Genomic DNA, 15,205 nt, shown 5'->3' on the forward strand with positions numbered 1-15,205 from the left:
GTTGTAATTCATCCCTCTCCCTCCCGTCTGTCTGTTTAGCTCAATTGCATAACCCAATAATATACCCCATAGGGTATGTTGTCAACCCAGTATTCCCTCATTCATACTTTAGCTTAAAGCATAAAAAAGAAGGATGTGTCTCCACATCCCCCTTACTCCAATAAACTATTTATTCGGCAGCTGCGACACATAGCTGTCCGACAGATGAAGCAGTTCAAGCGCTCGATTGTATTGCTCCTCCGATGTTCCCTCTTCCGACTCGCTATTATCGAGCAAGAAGTAGTTTACACCGTCCTCAAACCCGATGCCCGGCAGGAATACGTCCGTATCCGTTATGACCGAGCCGCTCGGCAAGAAATGCCGCATCGGCAGCAGGTTGGAGCTCTGATTGAGCAAATCCTGGCCAAAATGAATTTGATTGTCCAGCGATACGCCCGTCAAGTTCGCAACCGTCGGCAAAATATCGATCTGACCGCCGGTTTGCTCCATCACCGCTGGATACGTAACGCCTGGAGCATGCATAATGAGCGGGATTTTAAACATATCCGTATATCCGTACTCATGCCCGATCAATTCCTCGATCAGCTTCTTCTCGCTGCCGTCCAGCGAGTACAGCGGCAGCCCTTGATGGTCGCCGTACATTAACACAACGCTGTTATCCCACAGCCCGGTTTCCTTCAAGTCTGCGATAAACTGTCCAAGCGCATAATCGGCATAATTTTGCGCATGAATATAGTTGCCTACGAGCGTATCATCGTACTTGCTTGGAAGCGTCATACGGTATTTCGATTCCGGAATATGATACGGATGATGAGCGCTCATCGAAATAACCTGCGCGTAGAAAGGTTGCTCTTCTTTATCCATCTTAACAAGCTCGTCGATCGTCTTCGCATATAGAACCTCATCAGACGAGCCGAACGCTACGTGGTCCTCGTCGCCGAAGAAAGCCTGATCATAGTAACGATCCCAGCCGAGCGCCTTATACAGCTCCGTGCGGTTCCAGAACTCGACCTTATTCGTATGGAATGTCGCCGTTGTATACCCATTCGCATGGAGTAGCTTCGGCAAGCTCGGAAGAGCTTTGTCTACATTATGTTGTGTGGCAGCCTCATGCTGAGGCACATAAAGCGACGTGTTGACTACGTATTCGGCATCCGATGTCGTTCCAGATCCGACCATCGTGTAGAAATGGTTATAGTGAAATTCTTCACTTACGAGCTTATTCAAATTCGGTGTAATTTCTTGGCCGTCGATCTTTGCGCCGATCAGGAAGTTTTGGAACGACTCCATCTGAAGAATAATGACATTTTTCCCTTTGGCCGCTCCCCAATATTTCGGCGTCTCCGCCTGTGTTACAGGTTGCTGAATGCCCTTCAGCTCGTCGATGGCTACCTGGGAAATGTTCTCCATCTCCACCGGCTCCTCAGCCTCCAAGCTATCGGCGAATATCGTGAACACCTCGTAATTAAGAATACCCATTTCATTCGCTTGCTTGCTTTCATTCATGCTGGCCCGGTTCGGCCACACGCTGAAGAGGCAAAGCGCGATCGATACGGCGAATATAATAGGCAGCACAGGCCCGCGTACGGTTTTCATGCTGATCGACTTGCGTATACGCACATGCTTCGGTCTCCACAAAATAACGGCAAGCACGATTATATCTAAGAATATAAGCAAATAATAAGGGTCCATCAGCGAATACGTGCTGTTGCCGACCTTAGTCACCTTATCGGCTTGGCTGAACGCATGATACGTGACGATGATGCCATAATATTTGTAATACATGAGGACAGTAAAATAGAGCAGCGTGAACATCAAGTTCACGATCATGTAATACAGCATCTTGCGTTTCTTGGCTAGCCATTCGATCAAGCAGAACACGATCCAGAAGAACGGAACCTCCGTTATGAGCATGTTCCATGAAGGGCCCTCTTGGAATACGATGTCCCAAGCGAGAACACCCTTTAATATAAGAATAATTGTAAAATAAATAAATCTCCGATTGAGCAGTCTCATTAACATGGACAACTCCAGTCACCCCTTCCCATAGCATCAAGAAGAATACTCCTTTTTGAAGAGAAGGTAAATGGATGTTGCTGGATTGTGCGAAAAGATTCACAACCTTACTGATTTTTACCGTTTGAGCTGGTTAGGGCTCGTATTCGCAACGGTTGCCAGCATTTTTTCGCTTTTCACCATCTCGGAATTGCATTGTTGGCATAGAGGCACGATGGAAAACGTGAAATTATCTCTCATCCATCCCGTACAGCTATCTCCCGTACATGACCAGATGGGTGTTAACTCTTCCGGCAAATCCTCCTGCAATCTTCTTCGAGAATAATACATTGGCATCCCTCTTCCCACTAGAAACAAATGGATAAAAAAAGAAATGCCCCAAACGATACGTTCGGGGCATTTCCTTATTCCTATTCCTTACAGCTTAACAACGTTTTCGGCTTGCGGTCCGCGGTTGCCTTGAACGACATTGAACTCGACGCGTTGGCCTTCGTCCAATGCTTTGTAGCCGTCGCCAACGATTGCGCTAAAATGCACGAATACGTCGTTGCCGCCTTCGATTTCGATAAAGCCAAAGCCTTTTTCCGCGTTAAACCATTTCACTGTTCCTTGTTCCATTCTTATTACCACCTTTGATTGATTTACATGACCTTCTTATTTCAATATATAAGAATTTATAAGTTTTCACTTATAAATGTGCTTATATATTCTCCACGAAACGAGCTTTTGCCCGCCAAAGGACGGCGACAGCCGTTTACGCTTGTTTCAAACAAAAAATTCACATATCGTACTAGGTTATTGTTTCGAATGAATAACCCACTACGATATGTGAATTCGGTCACGCGTTCTATATATGTATTATACTCTATCCGGCCGATAATAGCTAATCCCAATGGTACCCATTGTAAAATATTTTATTTTTTACAAGCGTAAACGGCTGTCGCTACGGACGAACCGCATCCGTTGATCGCTTCTATGAATCGGACTTTACGTAAATCTCATACGCCCACGGCGCCAAATCTACCGCGTGCTCCGCTTGCAGCTCGACCGGCGCATCTCCTCCGCCAAGCGTTTGATATGCACCTGCGGAAGCTCCAAGCTGGACGGTGCTTGTCACGCTGTCGGCGGACAGGTTCATGAGGACAATAACCGTATTGCCGTCCTTCGTGCGTTCGAAGGCAAGCAATCTGTCGTCGCCGCCCTCAAGCGAACGGTAATCTCCACCCGCGCTTCCATTCCACAGCGCTGGATTGTTGTGCTTCAAATCCACAAGCTGCTTATAGAACGGCTGCATGGATAGATCATCCCACGTGATCTCGTCTTTATCGAAAAACAGCAGCCTTCTATTAAGACCCGCCTCCTGCCCCGAATAGATAAGAGGCATACCCGGGAGTGTGAAGCTTAGCGCCGCCATCGGTTTAACCGCATCCCCCAACCGCTCATACTCCGTCCCTATCCATGAGTTCTCGTCATGGTTGGACGTGAAGTTGAGCGCATACGTGCCTGAAGGATAACTCGCAGCCAGCCGATCTGCGTAAAGCGCGATCTGCTTCGCATTGCCCTGCCCTTTGGCCACTCGATCCATCATATTGTACAGCTGCCAGCCGTAATTGGCATTGAAAGCGCGGCTCAGAAGGCTGATCTGTTGATCATCCTCCGCCAGCATATAGACCGGCTTCAGCTTCTCCAGCTCCACCCGGGCCTGCTCCCAGAACGCTTTGGGCACGCCGCCGGCATAATCGGCGCGATAGCCGTCGATATCGAATTCGCTCACCCAATACTTCATGCCGTCAAGCATAGCTGCCTGCATGTCGGCATTGTCATAGTTCAGATCGGCGACATCCGCCCAGTTCGTACCCGGCGGCATCACGATATTACCCGCTTCGTCCTTCGTATACCAATCCTTATTGGCCGTCCAAGCGTGATCCCAGCCGGTATGGTTGGCAACCAAATCCAGCAGCACCTTGAATCCCATTTCATGCGCTTTATCGACGAGCGACTTGAAATCTTCATCGGTGCCGAATTCCGGATTAACCGCCTTGTAATCGTCCACCGCATAATACGAACCCAGCGCTCCGTTCCGATTCGTCTTAGAGATCGGATGGATTGGCATGAACCATAGAATGTCCACCCCAAGCTCCTTCAGACGCGGCAGATGCTCTTCGAACGCCTTGAAAGTGCCCTCCTTCGTGTACTGCCGCACATTGACCTCGTACATGACGGACTTTGCCGCCCACTCGGGAACGGGTACCCCTTGTTGCACCACGGCTACCACCTCCTTACTTGGCTCCTTAGGCTGATCCGCATTTCCCGTGGAACAAGCAGACACCCCCAATAGCGAAGCGATCAACGGTAGAGCAATCATCCATTTCACTCTCCTTGGCATCGACTTTCCCTCCTTCACTGCCGTGAATAGAATCTATAATTGAAATGCCATGTCATCTCCAAATGGCATTTGCAGTCGAAGCCATTACCCTTTGACAGAGCCCAGGGTGATTCCTTTGACGAAATACTTTTGCAGAAACGGATAAATAACGAGCAGCGGCAGCATGGAAATAAAGATTTTCGCCGCATTAAGCGTCTGGTTGGACAACACCGACATCCGCTTAACCGATTCTTCATCCATCCTCGTCGGATCGATCACGACAGCCACTTGCCGAATATACGATTGCAGCGGATAATGCTCGGATTTATTCATAAGGACAAGCGCCTGGAAAAACTCGTTCCAATGGTATACGATCGTAAACACCATAATAGTAGCCAGCACCGGTACGGATAGAGGCAGGCAGATGCTGAACAAGATGCGCCAAGGTCCGGCACCGTCGATCATCGCCGACTCTTCCATTTCCTTCGGCATATTGCGCAAATAGTTCATCACGAGGATAACGTTGAAGACGGGCAGGCCGCCGCCAAGCACGAGTCCCCAAATGTTATTCGTCATGCCAAGCGTTTGCATCGTCAAATACCATGGTACCAAACCGCCATTGAAGAGCATCGCGAAGACGAGCAGCCACATGATAATATTTCTTGGCCTAAACTCCTTCGGCGTCTTCGACAGCGGATAAGCCATCAATAAGATAACGAAGAATGCGATAGCCGTGCCGTACACAACCCTTTTCACCGAAGTGAAAAACGATTTGAAAAATTGTCCGTCTTCCATAATGGTCATATAGGAGCCCCACGTAAAGCCTTTCGGCCACAAGAACACTTGTCCCGCCGACGCTGCCGCCTTATCGCTCAGCGATATCGATAAGGTGTACCATATCGGAAGCAGGCACAGCAGCATGAGGATAATAAGCAATATGAGGTTCAGGCCGTTAAACAACCTGGAAAACACCGAACGTTCGGTTATCATGTCTCTTCACTCCTGCCTGTAGTTTAAAATATTCGATAATTCGCGAACCGGTAAGCCAGCGTATACGAAACCGAGATAAGAATAAGTCCGACAACCGATTTCAATAGCCCTACCGCCGTAGCGAGACCGTGCTGGAAGTCGATGAGACCTGCCCGGAACACCCACGTATCCACAATATCTCCCGTCGAGTAGACCGATGGATTGTACATATTGAAGATTTGATCGAAGCCCGCGTTCAAAATATTACCTAGGCTGAGCGTAGCCAGCAAAGCAGCTACGGGGAGAATGCTCGGAATCGTAATTTTCGTAAGCCGCTTCCACTGCGATGCGCCGTCAATGGCTGCCGCTTCGTACATCTCGGGATTAATAGAAGTAAGCGCAGCGAAGAAGATGATGGCGTTGAAGCCGAATTCCTTCCACACGTCGCTTCCGACGACGAGCGCCGGGAAGATCTTCGCGTCCGCGAAAAACAAGATCGGCTCGATCCCGATAGCGCTCAGGAGCTGATTAATGGGACCCGAGTAAGAGAATATATCGAGCATCATGCCCGCTACGATTACCCACGACAAGAAGTGCGGCAGATAAACGATCGTCTGAACCGTACGCGTCAACAAGCGGTTTTTCACTTCGTTCAGCATCAGCGCAAAAACAAGCGGAACGATCAGGTTGCCGACCATCTTCGCGAACGCGATAACGACCGTATTCCGGAAGATCAGCTTGCTGTCATCCAGCTCGAACATATACTTGAAGTTTTCCAACCCGACCCATGGCGACTTCCAAATGCCCATGCCGGGATTGAACTCTTTGAACGCCGTTAAGACGCCGTACATGGGATAGAGATTGAAGAAGATTAACCACAAGAGTCCGGGAATCAGCATGATATAGAAATGTTTGGCAAAGCTTCTGTGTAACATTCTCTCTCCACTTCCCTTATTTGAAAGATAAAGACGGGCGACGAGCGCCCGTCTTATTCCAGTCACCTATTTCAATTCATTAACTTCTTCCGTAACTTTGTCGCCGCCTTGATCTTTCCACTTCGCTACGAACTCATCGAATGCGCTCAGATCGGCACTGCCCATAATGATTTTGAGGAACGTCTCGTCTTCAAGCTTCTTCAGATTCGTCCATCTGGATTCCATCGTTTTGGTCTGTGCTGTCGCAATACTGCGTACCCAGTTGATATCCGCGTCTACAAACGTCGAGCCGCCGTTCAGATGCGCATAGATGTGATTGAAGAAGCCGGCATCCGTCTTCTGATCGAAGTACTGGATATCGTAATTGTCTACCGGATCAAGCTTAACGGCTTTGGCGTGATTAGCCATTTCAAAAGCCCATCCGTAGTTGACATTGTCGAAATCCTCAAGCTTGATTTCATCTTTCAAGAACTTGCGAAGGTTATTAACCGCGTATTCCAATTGATCGCCCGCGCCAAGGATCAGGAACAACGGCACCTGTTGGGACGTCATTTCTTTGCCTTCCGTCAGCGTCTTGAATTCTTCGTCCTTGCCCCACTTGTGAAGCGTCAGCATTTTGATAACAGCTTCTGGGTGCTTAGCGTTTTTGCTGACAACAATGTAGTTGCTGCCTGTCGCTTGGTTAGAGTTGAACTTACCTGCTTCGTTAAGCGGAGCCGCATAAGGTCTCCAGTTCGCTTTCGGATCATTAGCCATCGAATCCGTCAAGTTGTAGGCCGACCACCATGGGCCGAAGAAAATGCCGGTTTGGCCGCTTGCCACAACCTCGGCCGTCGATTTACGAATGCCAAGCTCTTTGTCCAAAATGCCGTTTGCGTACCAGTCCTTCATCATGCCGAGCGCTTTTTTCGTTTCTTCCGTCGTCGAGCCGTATACCGCATTGCCGTCCTTATCCTTCACCCAGATACCTGGATACGCATCATTGGCGAAGAACAACGGGGAGAAGTTATACCAATGGTCGGTCGAATTAAGGAAGTTGGAAGATAGCGAACCGCCTTGCTGCGTACCGACGATACCTACCGTGTTCTCTCCGCCCATCTTGTTGTCGATGAACGCTTTGGCGATGTTGCCAAGATCTTCGAGCGACTTCGGCGCTTCAAGCTTCAGACTGTCGAGCCAGTCTTTGCGAATCCAAGTGAGCGGCGCGGAAGGCAGCGTTGTCTCAGGCAATGCGTACAGCTTGCCGTCGAACGTTACGCTGTCCAGCAGACCCGGATTGGAGTCGTAAACCGCTTTCAGCTCCGAGCTTGCATACTTGCCGTATACTTCGTTAAGATCAGCCAATTGGCCCGCTTTGACCATTTGGCGAAGCTGCGTTTCGTTAACGACCATCGCGTCAGGCAAGTCGTTACTGGAGATTGCGAGGCTCACTTTCTGTTGATAGTCGTTGCCTGCAGCCGATTCCCATGCATGCTTCACGACGATGTTGTATTTATCTTTCAGCCAGCGTGTGTAGACGTTGTCCTCCGACGTATCGCTGCCGTCGAACTTATAGTTCGGGTCAATCGCGCGGCCGATGGAAACCTCGGTCACCTCATCGAACTTCGCGAACGGATCGATGACCTCTTCCGTGACCGGTGCGTTAGTCGCTCCTCCGTTATTTGCCGGCGCATCCGTCGCTGCGTCCGGCTTGTTGTTATTTCCGCTGCACGCGGCTACGCTAGCCGTCACGGTCATCATAGCCAAAATCGTTAATATGGCTTTCTTCATGTGAATCCCCCTTTGGTAATCGTCATTGTTTCCTTCGACAAACTCAATATAGCACGGGTACGTTCGGCCTCGAGATAGAGAGCATTCCGCAATCAGGGTAGAAATTTTCATTACCGCATAAAGAAACGCGCGAAAAATGTCTATCCTCTTTTCGCACGTTATCTACCCTCTATAGTTTCATTCTTTGGTTCTCGGGCATTTGCCTATACTCGCTTGGCAATACGCCGGCATGCTCGCGGAACAGACGGCTGAAATATTTCTCGTCGCTGTATCCGATCTGTTCGGCGATCCACTGAATCGTCTTGTTCGTGCTCCGCAAATATTCCTTCGCCCGCTCCATGCGGATTTCCCGCACATAATCGGTGTACGTCTGACCCACGTACTGCTTGAAGCATTGGCTGAAGTAGCTTCCGCTCATATTCACCATCTGGGCGATCTCCGAAGACGAGATCGGTTCGCCAATGTTCTGCTGCGCGAGATTCATCGCCTTCACGATGCTGTTCTGGATTTCCGGAGAGAATAACGGCTTTGCGCCCGCACGGCTGATCCGCTCCCGCACCTCCGCAAGCCACCTCTCGAAGCTGAACCAGCTCGGGAAAAAATCCTCGATGGCGATCGGTTCCGCCAAAATCGCTTGATACAGCCTGTTCCATTCGTCAGATAAGGAGTAGAAAATACGGGCCAGGCGAACCGGAGGCATCTTCAGCTCCTTCAGCTCGGATAGCTGCGACCTGAACACTGCATCGTCATAAATCCAATCCGCCGCTCCCCACTTTTCCTTCATCTGATCGAGTGGAATACCGCTCGTTGCCTTGTCCCCATTCATATAGATCGCCGCATCGATATGGAGCAAGCCATTCTCGGGCTCATAATCGTAGAAAAGATCCTTTTTGGCATATCCCCTAATCATTTGCATGATGGACTTATGGTCTATACCTTCCAGACCGCTGAATTGAATGCTGACCATATTCGCATTAGGCATAGTTGCCCGCGGCAGCGGTTCCGAGGTATACCAAATGCCAGGGCCTGCCTCCGCCGCGTTGCTAGTAATCGCTTGATCCGCCGATAGTTCCTCCGTGCCTGCGCTTAGCGCATAATACACATATAGATGACCGCCTGCTGGCGTCGCCATGTCCACCTGATGCTCGGCAGCAACTTTCAATCCATCCTTGCGTTCCATCAGCTTGACGATCCTGCCGAGCACTTCCTCGAACTGCTCTTGCTCAAGCTGGGTTTTCGCTATATAGTCAATGGCTCCTAGGCGCAGCGCCTCCTGTATATATTCAAAATCCTGATGCAGCGACAACACGACGATCTGCACCGAAGGGAATCTCTCCCGAACGATTCGCATGAGCTCGATACCGGACATAACCGGCATGGACAAGTCCGTCATCAACAGATCAATGGGATTCATCTCCATAAACTTAAGCGCGTTCTCTCCGTTATTCGCCTCGCCTACGATCTCCATGCCGAAATCCTGCCATGGCATCGAGGAGATAATGCCTTTACGCACAAGCTTGTCATCGTCCACGATTAATAATCGGATCATAAGGGGTGCTCACCTCCTGGTGCTGATGCTGCTATGGCGGCAAGTGACTCAGAATCGGCGGCAGGCAAGGGTAGACGTACGGAAACGATTGTTCCTTTACCCTGCTCGCTMTTTATCTGAAGCTTGGACTCACTGCCGTAATTAGCCTTTAGAATCCGCTTTACGTATTTCATTCCGATTCCCATTCCAACCTTATCGCTTTCCTCTGTATCGTCGTCCATGAGTTGATCAATCATCTCTTTCGTCATGCCCGCTCCGTTATCTTGAATCGTAATGAGAAGACCGTCCTCCTGCAGCATCACTCCGACATAGATATAACCGTCGTCGCTTACACCATGATAGAGGGCGTTCTCCACCATCGGCTGCAGCAGGAAACGAGGGCTCGGCAGCCCTAAGCTCTTCTCGTCCACGTCGATATCGACATCGAACTGGAAGTCGTAACGAATTTGCTGCAGCTGCAAATATTCCTTAAGCGCATCAATCTCGTTGCCGATTGTGGACGTCTCCCCCATTTTGCCGAGATTGTAATAGAGCAGCTTGTTCAGGCTGAGCACCAGCTTGTCGATATCCTTCTGACCATTCATGACGGCAAGCCAGTGAACCGTATCGAGCGTATTCATCAAGAAATGCGGATTAATTTGATACAATAGCTTCTCCACTTCCAGGTCGGCTCTACGCTTCTCCTTCTGCTCCACTTCCTCGTAGAGCGCCCAGATCTTCCGTTTCATGCTGCGCGTCTGGTATAGCAAATAATCGAATTCCGGGATATAGGTCTGCTCCTTATGCTCGCCCTCATTCGAATGAATGAGCGACTTAATCTCCCGGTGGAACTTATCGAGCGGCCGATAGACCATCTTCCACAGCAGCCAAGCGAAGAACAAAGCCACAATAATGAACAAGAAGAAAATGCCCGATATTTGAAGAAGCCACCGGTTACGCTCCTGATTGAGCTCCTTCTCCGGAACGACGGATACGATGCTCCACCCCTGATTACTTACTTCCTTGTTCCAAAAATAACCGCCGGAATAGCCGGATAACACATTCGGATCCGTCTCCGGGAATAGACGCTGCACGGCAAAAGAGTCCGATACTTCGCTGAATGCAATCTTTCCCGTTGGATCAAGCAGCAGCAATCTACGCGAGCTTTCCTTCCGATTCTGCGGAGCGAAGAGCGAAGTGAGCGCATTGCGGCCTGACTCAATGTATAAATACATATCTTTATCCGGCAAATTAACCTTACGCATAATACTGAACACATATTGATTAATCGAGCCGTTGTGGCTGATGTGAGGACCATAATACGTGATCTCCGAATATTGAGCCAAGATCGGCAGCTTATCCGGCTGGAAATCGCCGCGAACGCGGAAGTTCTCGAAGTCGTACTCATTATTCTCGGCATCGTAATACATCAGCAAGCCGATATTCGGATTCGAAAACGTAATATTGTTCAATTCGCTCCGAATTTCATTGTTCAATCGCAGCTTCTCGTAGGGCTCCTGTACCGTCTCGAGTTCTTCAAGCCGCTTAATCGTGCCTCCGCCATAAGCAAACTGCTGCGATACGTGATTGAGATTGTTGAGCGCATTCTCCAGCGTCAGCAGGTCCTGCTTCAGATTGCTCTGCAGCGCGCTCTCCACCTTATTGCCGATGATGGAATCGATCGTGTAAAACGATATGAAACCCAAACAGATGAATGGGGTTAAACTGCTTATCAAAAAGATAAAAATAATTCTGTTTTTGAACGTTACATTGTTTAATCGTTTCATTCGCATAAGTGTGGAAATACCACCCTTTCCTGTACGAATCATGCTGAATGGGTACAATACCCGCTAATGATATCATAGCTTGAAACGATGTGGATGAGGTATGAAAATCATACGGAATGAGGGGGACAATTTTTAATACATGTAGTTTTCATATATTTCCTGATTGCAATTAATCGCCCATTAACAAATGAGCACTATACTGACCGTAATGCCGCACATTATATATGGAAAAGGAATGATATGTCGTGGGAATTCATACGTATTTTCAATCTCTTAACGATCTCGAGCGTATTATTCGTTGTCCAGGGAAATTTAAATTCGAAGAGCACAGCGTATCCGCTCATTCTTGGAAGGTTGTCCAATACGCCAAGACGCTCGCCGACATCGAGGAAAGCAATGGCGTGGCGATCGACTGGAAGAAGCTTTACGAAATTACGAGCAGCCATGACTATGGCGAAATCTTTATCGGGGATATCAAAACGCCCGTCAAGCATTCTTCGCTGGAACTTCGCGGCATGCTGCAGCAGGTAGAGGAAGGTATGATTGCACTCTTTATTGAGGAAAATATTCCGGAGGAGTTCAAGCCGATCTTCTTTAGACAGCTGCGCGAAGGCAAGGACGACTCCGTCGAAGGGCTCATTCTTGAAGTGGCCGATAAGCTCGATCAAGTGTACGAAGCTCTGACTGAATTGCAACGAGGAAACACCGAGAAAGAATTTGTTATCATGTATCGCGAAGCGCTTATTAAGATTAAAAAAATAAAGCTGCATTGCGTGGATTACTTCTTGGAGCATATCTTGCCGGATATTGTTAACGAAAGCTCTCATTCTCCTATTGATATTAAGAAAATTACGAATGAGGCTTTGGGGGCTTAACCTTACCGCGAACGATGACGATCTTCGCGTTGTCCGTATGATTCGCTCCCATCTCCACCAGCGAGAAGCCTTGACGGGAGCTATTCTTTATGGAAGCAAGCGATATTGCTGTTCTAGCTGTTGCAGCGTATGGCCAAAATGGCCATTACATGCCGTTAATCGTTCGTCGATCTCTTCGGGCGGGAGTCCGAATTTATGCATTAGAATCGCGATGCGCGCATCGCCGTTTGCCTGTTGAACTAGCCCTTGAGCCGTCCCTTCGTCTACTTCGATCGCTTGCATCACCATATTTACGACACGATTTCGCAATTTCTCGTTGGTCGCCTGTACATTGACCATCAGATTGCGATATACCTTTCCTAAACGAATCATCACCGTCGAGGAAATCATATTGACGACCAGCTTCTGGCTTGTGCCTGCCTTGAGCCTGGTAGAGCCCGCAATGATTTCCGGTCCGACTTGTATTTCGATCGGATAATCGGCTTCCTCTCCGAGCGGCGTTCCTACGTTGCATACAATTGCCACCGTCAGCGCACCTATTCGTTTTGCTTCCCTAATCGCGCCCAGCACGTACGGCGTCGTTCCGCTTGCGGCCAATCCGACGAACACATCCTTGTCCGAAAGCCTCTCCCTGGCATCAAGCTTACCGACCTCCACATCATCCTCGGCGTCTTCAACCGCCTGGAACATGGCCTCTTGACCGCCTGCGATGACAGCATTGAACAGCTCCCTGTCAACGCCGAACGTCGGAGGACACTCCGTTGCATCCAAACTGCCGATGCGGCCGCTAGAACCTGCCCCGAAATAATATAGCTTTCCGCCACTCTCTAGTCTCGCAACAATTTGCTCAATCGCTCTCTCAATATGAGGAAGCGCCTCTTTCACTCGCAAAGCTACGGTCTGATCCTCCTCGTTCATGAGGCGGATAATCTCGCCTACGGGCAGCTGATCCAGGTGCCGGGATCTGCCGTTGCTCTGCTCAGTCAATAACGATGACGTTTCTTGCTGCATCTTGACTCCTCCTACTGTTAGGCCAGCTTAAGTTCAATAGAAAATACGCCATCCACGCTATGAAATGAAGCTACAGCCTCAGCGAGCTTTCAATAATCTTCCCGGTTGCCGGGCTAGCAAGTCCCGCTTCATGCAGCGCCAAATAATAGGCGCCAACGGCGGGCGGGAGCGTCAGCAGACGGCACTCTCCTGCCTCCTTATCACGCTGCTGCAAGGCCGCTATGAATGCGGAATAGAAATAGGGGGCCGAGAACAAACCTCCTGCCGCGATAACAGGAAGTCTTTCATCCCCCAGCCTCTTTCGAACGGCACGGACCAGCTCTCTAAGCTCGTAGGCGGCTTCAGCAACGATTGTCTCGGCTACGGAATCGCCTTTCATCGCCGCATGGATAACGATATCGGACAGTGCCGCCAGCTCTCGGCGCATGGCAGGATGGCCATAAAGCCAATCAATTAGCGCCTCTGGTTGATCCAGTTCAAGCCTTGCCAGCACAGCTTCAGTCATGGACGTTGCCGGACCGCGCCCATCATAATGACGCATGACGGCCTGCAGCGCCTTCCGCGACAGCTCGAAACCACTGCCTTCATCGCCGAGCAAATATCCCCATCCTCCCGCTCTCTCCTCGCTGCTTTCAGGGGAGAGACGGCCATAGGCGATAGAGCCGGTTCCGGCTATCAATACAATACCGGGCTGTCCCCAAGTACCGGCAGCCCATGCGGCAGCGGCGTCGCTCTGCACAACGATTCGAGTTTCACGGGAGAAGTAGGGAGTCATGAATTGCTTCATAGCGGCTTTGTCGCTCGGACGGTGTCCGCCCGCTAAGCAAAGTGATAGACCTGCCACATCCATCATTGAGGCGCCGCAGCGGGTCAGCGTCTCCTCTAGCAATTGAAGCAGTATAGCCTCCGTCTCTGCACAGGTGCTTGATTTGACGTTGGTAGCCCCGCCATAACCCACATGTCTTACTTGACCTGTACCGTCCCCGACGACGCATAGAGTCTTAGAGCCGCCGCCGTCAATGCCAATATATAGACTCTGCTCCGGTCTTGTCATGCTCTTGCACCTCTTTGCCTTACATTATTTCTTCCGCCTTACAGCATGCTTCGTACGGTCTAGCGAGGCAATACTTTCCTCATAGCTGCCCGCAACCATGCCGACATACAAAATATCGATAACGTTTAATTGGGCGATACGGGAAGCCATCGCTCCGTTCCGAAAATTCTGATCGATCGTGCTCGTGAAGAGCGTTATATCCGACATATCGGCAATCGGACTATTACCGAATTGGGTTAAGGATATCACTGCCGCGCCGTTCGCCTTGGCGACCTGAAGCGCATACAGCACCTCTTCCGTACGACCGGAATGCGATATGCCAAGCACGACATCTTGGTCTGTCAGATTGGCGGCAATAATCGCCTGGATATCTCCGCTTGCTCCAAGCTCGCACCATTTGTTAATGCGCGAGGCTTTAAGTTGAAAGTCCTCCGCTACCAGCGCAGTCGGACCGATGCCGAACACCCCGATCTTTCGCGCCTGCAGCAGCTTCCCAACAGCTTGGTCGACAGCTTCCGGCGATAGCACCGTAAGCGAATCCTGTACGGACTTCAGATTACTGCCGCTCACCGAGGAGATAAGCTCCTCCGTCGAGCTACCAACTTGAAACTGCTGGTATTCCTCCTGCTTCGTATCGGAAAGAGCCAAATCAGCCGCAATGCGCAGCTTCAATTCCTTGAATCCCTTGCATTTCAACGAGCGGGACAGCCTGACAATAGTCGCTTCCCCGACCTTTGTCTTCTGCGCCAAACTCTGGACGGAAATATTAACAACCTCGTTCGGATGATCCAGTATATATTTGGCTGCCTGCTTTTCCATCGAAGATAAGGAATCGTAAGCGCCTTCTATGCTCATTAATATCCCTTTTAGCGTCACTCTGCTACCACCGCCTTTC

13 protein-coding genes are annotated in these 15,205 nt (G+C 49.8%); 1 reads left to right on the top strand and 12 read right to left on the bottom strand.

The window, feature by feature from the left end; all coding sequences use genetic code 11:
* Positions 1-165: 165 nt before the first annotated feature.
* From AC1DF0_RS27345 to AC1DF0_RS27385, 9 genes are all read right to left on the bottom strand, one after another.
* The gene (locus tag AC1DF0_RS27345) at positions 166-2,022 is read right to left on the bottom strand and encodes an LTA synthase family protein (RefSeq protein WP_442052311.1); all 1,857 of its coding nucleotides are present in this window, start codon (positions 2,020-2,022) and stop codon (positions 166-168) included.
* Between the two features lie 111 nt (positions 2,023-2,133).
* Positions 2,134-2,346 (bottom strand): cold-shock protein, encoded by a 213-nt coding sequence (locus AC1DF0_RS27350; RefSeq protein ID WP_442052290.1) that lies wholly within the window; start codon positions 2,344-2,346, stop codon positions 2,134-2,136.
* 87 nt (positions 2,347-2,433) lie between these two features.
* Positions 2,434-2,634 (bottom strand): cold-shock protein, encoded by a 201-nt coding sequence (locus AC1DF0_RS27355; protein ID WP_337103502.1) that lies wholly within the window; start codon positions 2,632-2,634, stop codon positions 2,434-2,436.
* A gap of 355 nt (positions 2,635-2,989) precedes the next feature.
* Positions 2,990-4,402: an alpha-amylase family glycosyl hydrolase gene (locus tag AC1DF0_RS27360; RefSeq protein ID WP_477576484.1), complete on the bottom strand. Its 1,413-nt coding sequence runs from the start codon at positions 4,400-4,402 to the stop codon at positions 2,990-2,992.
* 84 nt (positions 4,403-4,486) lie between these two features.
* Positions 4,487-5,371: a carbohydrate ABC transporter permease gene (locus AC1DF0_RS27365; protein ID WP_442052292.1), complete on the bottom strand. Its 885-nt coding sequence runs from the start codon at positions 5,369-5,371 to the stop codon at positions 4,487-4,489.
* Positions 5,372-5,394: 23 nt separating this feature from the next.
* Positions 5,395-6,285 (bottom strand): ABC transporter permease, encoded by an 891-nt coding sequence (locus AC1DF0_RS27370; protein ID WP_337103505.1) that lies wholly within the window; start codon positions 6,283-6,285, stop codon positions 5,395-5,397.
* A 66-nt stretch (positions 6,286-6,351) separates the two neighbouring features.
* Positions 6,352-8,055: an extracellular solute-binding protein gene (locus AC1DF0_RS27375; RefSeq protein ID WP_442052293.1), complete on the bottom strand. Its 1,704-nt coding sequence runs from the start codon at positions 8,053-8,055 to the stop codon at positions 6,352-6,354.
* Between the two features lie 169 nt (positions 8,056-8,224).
* Positions 8,225-9,604: a response regulator gene (locus tag AC1DF0_RS27380; protein ID WP_477576487.1), complete on the bottom strand. Its 1,380-nt coding sequence runs from the start codon at positions 9,602-9,604 to the stop codon at positions 8,225-8,227.
* On the bottom strand, positions 9,601-11,376 hold the full coding sequence (locus AC1DF0_RS27385; protein WP_477576489.1) for a sensor histidine kinase: 1,776 nt from the start codon (positions 11,374-11,376) through the stop codon (positions 9,601-9,603). The genes AC1DF0_RS27380 and AC1DF0_RS27385 overlap by 4 nt, the downstream gene beginning before the upstream one ends.
* A 239-nt stretch (positions 11,377-11,615) precedes the next feature.
* On the opposite strand from AC1DF0_RS27385, the gene AC1DF0_RS27390 reads away from it, so the two are divergent.
* Complete coding sequence (locus AC1DF0_RS27390; RefSeq protein WP_442052296.1) at positions 11,616-12,245, top strand: YfbR-like 5'-deoxynucleotidase; 630 nt, start codon at positions 11,616-11,618, stop codon at positions 12,243-12,245.
* Positions 12,246-12,332: 87 nt separating this feature from the next.
* Here the strand turns inward: AC1DF0_RS27390 and murQ are convergent, their stop codons facing one another.
* From murQ to AC1DF0_RS27405, 3 genes are all read right to left on the bottom strand, one after another.
* On the bottom strand, positions 12,333-13,256 hold the full coding sequence (gene murQ / locus AC1DF0_RS27395) for an N-acetylmuramic acid 6-phosphate etherase (protein WP_477576491.1): 924 nt from the start codon (positions 13,254-13,256) through the stop codon (positions 12,333-12,335).
* 70 nt (positions 13,257-13,326) lie between these two features.
* A complete protein-coding gene (locus tag AC1DF0_RS27400) occupies positions 13,327-14,310 on the bottom strand; it encodes an N-acetylglucosamine kinase (protein WP_477576493.1) in 984 nt (327 codons plus the stop codon).
* A 24-nt stretch (positions 14,311-14,334) separates the two neighbouring features.
* On the bottom strand, positions 14,335-15,186 hold the full coding sequence (locus AC1DF0_RS27405) for a MurR/RpiR family transcriptional regulator (protein ID WP_477576495.1): 852 nt from the start codon (positions 15,184-15,186) through the stop codon (positions 14,335-14,337).
* Between the last annotated feature and the right edge of the window lie 19 nt (positions 15,187-15,205).

It is taken from the genome of Paenibacillus sp. 05T425 (assembly GCF_056396205.1).